The organism is Pseudomonas agronomica (genome assembly GCF_025917275.1).
GTDB classification, from domain to species: Bacteria; Pseudomonadota; Gammaproteobacteria; order Pseudomonadales; family Pseudomonadaceae; genus Aquipseudomonas; species Aquipseudomonas agronomica.
Map to the genome: position 1 here is coordinate 1 of NZ_JAOSHO010000452.1, position 4,007 is coordinate 4,007.

General features: G+C 61.8%; 4 protein-coding genes. 1 reads left to right on the forward strand and 3 read right to left on the reverse strand.

Annotated features, from left to right (window positions below; all coding sequences use genetic code 11):
• Positions 1 to 42: 42 nt before the first annotated feature.
• From OC610_RS22500 to OC610_RS22510, 3 genes are all read right to left on the reverse strand, one after another.
• A complete protein-coding gene (locus OC610_RS22500; RefSeq protein WP_264430882.1) occupies positions 43 to 951 on the reverse strand; it encodes an acyltransferase in 909 nt (302 codons plus the stop codon).
• A gap of 3 nt (positions 952 to 954) precedes the next feature.
• Entirely contained in the window at positions 955 to 3,054 is a 2,100-nt protein-coding gene (gene pta / locus OC610_RS22505; RefSeq protein ID WP_264430884.1) for a phosphate acetyltransferase, read from the reverse strand.
• Between the two features lie 89 nt (positions 3,055 to 3,143).
• Positions 3,144 to 3,482, reverse strand: coding sequence for a DUF3565 domain-containing protein (locus OC610_RS22510; RefSeq protein ID WP_264430885.1), 339 nt, complete (start codon positions 3,480 to 3,482; stop codon positions 3,144 to 3,146).
• Between OC610_RS22510 and OC610_RS22515 the strand changes: the two genes are divergently transcribed.
• Positions 3,451 to 3,936 carry an FKBP-type peptidyl-prolyl cis-trans isomerase gene (locus OC610_RS22515; protein ID WP_181287611.1) on the forward strand — a complete coding sequence of 162 codons (486 nt, stop codon included), beginning with the start codon at positions 3,451 to 3,453 and terminating at the stop codon, positions 3,934 to 3,936. The genes OC610_RS22510 and OC610_RS22515 overlap by 32 nt on opposite strands.
• Positions 3,937 to 4,007: the final 71 nt, after the last annotated feature.

Below are 4,007 nucleotides of genomic sequence, written 5' to 3' on the forward strand. Positions count from 1 at the left end.
TGTGGGAGCGAGCTTGCTCGCGATGAGGCCAGTGCAGCCACCTCAAGACTTGGCGGGATACTCCCGATGCATCTGCGCAAGCAACGCATCCTTGTCCTGCCACAACTGGTTGATCCAACCCTGGAACTCCAGGCGATAGTCCCCGTCCTGGTCGTAGCTCTTGCCGATGAACTGCGGCGGTATCTTCAGCTCCTGGAAATGCACCACCACCTCGCCAACGTTGCCGCAGAGCAAATCCCAGTACCCCGGGCGACCGCCCGGATAATGGATGGTCACGTTGATGATCGACTCCAGTTGCTCACCCATCGCATCAAGCACGAATGCGATGCCGCCGGCCTTGGGCTTGAGCAAGTAGCGAAACGGTGACTGTTGCTGGGCATGCTTGCCTTCGGTAAAGCGCGTGCCCTCGACGAAATTGAAGATGCCCACCGGGTTGTTGCGGAACTTCGCACAGGTCTTGCGGGTGGTTTCCAGGTCCTTGCCTTTCTTCTCCGGGTGCTTTTCCAGGTAAGCCTTGGAGTAGCGCTTCATGAACGGGAAGCCCAGCGCCCACCAGGCCAGGCCGATCACCGGCACCCAGATCAGCTCTTGCTTGAGGAAGAACTTCAACGGGCGGATGCGTCGGTTCAGCACGTACTGCAACACCATGATGTCGACCCAGCTCTGGTGATTGCTGGTGACCAGATACGAATGCTGGTAATCGAGGCCGTCCAAGCCGCTTAGATGCCAGCGGGTAGGGCGCACCAGGTTCATCCACGCCTTGTTGTTGCTGATCCAGGCTTCGTGGATATGGCTCATCAGCCAGTCGGTGAAGCGCTGGGCGGCGGGGAAGGGCAGCAGCAGTTTGAAAATCGCCACGATGAACAGCGGTGTGCAGCAGGCGATGGTATTGAGCGCCAACAGCAGCGAGGCAATGACGCCGCGCAAGGGGACGGGCAGGAAATCCAGCATTGATCAAATATCCATGGGTCGGTTGGCGGCCTGGATCGCGGTCAGGGCGATGGTGTACACGATGTCGTCGACCTGGGCGCCGCGCGGCAAGTCGTTGACCGGCTTGCGCAGGCCTTGCAGCATTGGCCCGAGGCTGACGCAATCGGCGCTGCGTTGTACGGCTTTGTGGGTGGTGTTGCCGGTGTTCAGGTCCGGGAAGATGAACACCGTGGCCCGGCCCGCCACTTGGCTGTTGGGGGCCAGTTGCCGGGCCACGGTTTCGTTGGCGGCGGCGTCATATTGCAACGGGCCGTCGATCAACAAGCCATGTTGTGCCTCGTGGGCCAGCAGGGTGGCTTCGCGGACTTTTTCCACTTCTTCGCCACTGGCCGACTCGCCGCTGGAATAGCTGAGCATCGCCACCCGCGGCGTAATGCCGAACGCCGCCGCCGAGTCGGCGCTTTGCAGGGCAATTTCCGCCAGCTCCGCTGCGCTCGGGTGCGGGTTCATCACGCAGTCGCCGTAGACCAGGACTTCTTCGGGAAACAGCATGAAAAACACCGAAGACACCAATGAGCAGCCCGGCGCGGTCTTGATCAGTTGCAAGGCCGGGCGGATGGTGTTGGCAGTGGAGTGGATGACACCCGAGACGAGCCCGTCCACTTCATCCAACGCCAGCATCATCGTGCCGATCACCACGGTATCTTCCAATTGCTGCTCAGCCATGGGGGCGTTCAGGCTTTTGCTCTTGCGCAGCCGCACCATGGGCTCGACGTAACGTTCGCGAATTACGTCCGGGTCGAGAATCTCCAGCCCCGGCGGCAATTCGATGCCTTGGGCGCGGGCCACCGCTTCGACCTCTGCCGGTTTGGCCAGCAATACGCAGCGGGCGATGCCCCGGGCCTGGCAAATGGCGGCGGCCTGGACGGTCAACGGCTCGCTGCCTTCGGGCAACACGATGCGTTTGTTGGCGGACTGGGCACGCTGGATCAATTGATAGCGGAACACCGCGGGTGACAGGCGCATCTCCCGCGGCGTGCCGCAGCGCTGGTGCAGCCATTTGGCGTCCAGGTGACTGGCGACGAAATCGGTGATGATCTCCGCGCGTTCGCGGTCATCGATCGGGATTTCCTTGTTCAGGCCGTGGAGCAGGTTGGCGGTGTCATAGGAGCCGGTGCTCACTGACAGCACCGGCAAGCCCGCCTGCAAGGCGCCACGGCACAGCTCCATGATGCGCGGATCGGGCAGGGTGTCGCTGGTCAACAACAGGCCGGCCAGCGGCACGCCATTGATCGCCGCCAGGCTCACGGCCAGGATGATGTCGTCGCGATCCCCGGGCGTTACCACCAGTACGCCGGGCTTGAGCAGCTCCACCGTGTTACGCATGGTGCGGGCGCAAATGATGATGTTGCTCATGCGCCGGGTTTCGTAGTCACCAGCGTTAAGCACTTGCGCGCCCATCAGGTCCGCGACGTCGCGGGTGCGCGGGGCGTTGAGTTCGGGGCGGAACGGGATGCAGCCGAGCAGGCGGAAGTCGCCGCTGCGCAGCAACGGCGAGTGCTCCTTGAGCCGGGCGGTGAACGCCTCCATGCTCTCGTCGGTACGGACCTTGTTCAGGATCACGCCGAGGACTTTCGGGTCCTTTGGTCCGCCGAACAGCTGCGCCTGCAACTCAACGCGACCGGACAGCTCCGTCAGCACTTCGTTTTCCGGCGCCGACACCAGGATCACTTCGGCGTCCAGGCTCTTGGCCAGGTGCAGGTTGACCCGTGCGGCATAACTGGCGCTGCGGGTCGGGACCATGCCTTCGACGACCAGCACGTCCTTGCCGATGGCGGCCTGCTGGTAGAGGGTGATGATTTCTTCCAGCAATTCGTCGAGCTGGCCATCGCCGAGCATGCGCTCCACGTGGGCCAGGCCCAGCGGCTGCGGCGGTTTGAGGCCATGGGTACGCGCCACCAGTTCGGTGGAGCGTTCCGGGCCGGTATCGCCCGGGTGAGGCTGGGCGATGGGTTTGAAGAAGCCGACTTTCAGCCCGGCCCGTTCAAGGGTACGCACCAGCCCGAGGCTGATGGAGGTCAGGCCCACACCAAAATCGGTGGGTGCGATAAAAAAAGTTTGCATGCGGATTCTCTAAGGGTGCATGACAAGTGTCCTGTGTTTGTGCAACAGGACACCAGGGCGCGACCTATGGCTGGTCGTCTACCCACAATTCAGTCGCCAAGGTTATCGCTAACCGGGCCCTGAGCGCACCAGCCACAATCAAAGGGCTGGCCTAATTTTTCAATACGTTGCGCAGGGTCCAGCACCCAGGCCCGGGACTGCCACGGTGGCTGGTGGCGCAGATGCTGGGTGTGGCCGCAGGACAGCTCGGCCACCCAGTGCCCATCTTCATCCTGATGAAAACCCGTGACCGTCGGTCTGTTCGCGCTAGCCCGTTTGTCCGGGTTCTGTTCGCTTTCGGGCAAATCCTTGTTTAGACTTGTCCGTTCTTCATTCTTATGCAAAAGGTCTCGCCCCATGCTGATCGCCGCCAATAAGGCTGTCTCCATCGACTATACCCTGACCAACGACGCTGGTGAGGTCATCGACAGCTCTGCCGGCGGCGCTCCGCTGGTCTACCTGCATGGTGCAGGCAACATCATCCAGGGCCTGGAAAAAGCCCTGGAAGGCAAAACCACCGGTGACGAGCTGACTGTGGCTGTCGAGCCGGAAGACGCCTATGGCGAGTACTCCGCTGAACTGGTCAGCACCTTGAGCCGCAGCATGTTCGAAGGTGTGGATGAGCTGGAAGTGGGCATGCAGTTCCACGCTTCTGCCCCCGATGGCCAGATGCAGATCGTGACCATCCGCGACCTGGACGGCGACGACGTGACCGTTGACGGCAACCACCCGCTGGCCGGCCAACGCTTGAACTTCCAGGTCAAGATCGTCGACATCCGTGATGCCAGCCAGGAAGAAATCGCCCATGGTCACGTCCATGGCGAAGGCGGCCATCACCACTGATTTCTGCGCTACGCTCAGGTAACCAGTGAACTGGAAAGGCGCCGTACAGCGCCTTTTTAGTCACTTGCTGT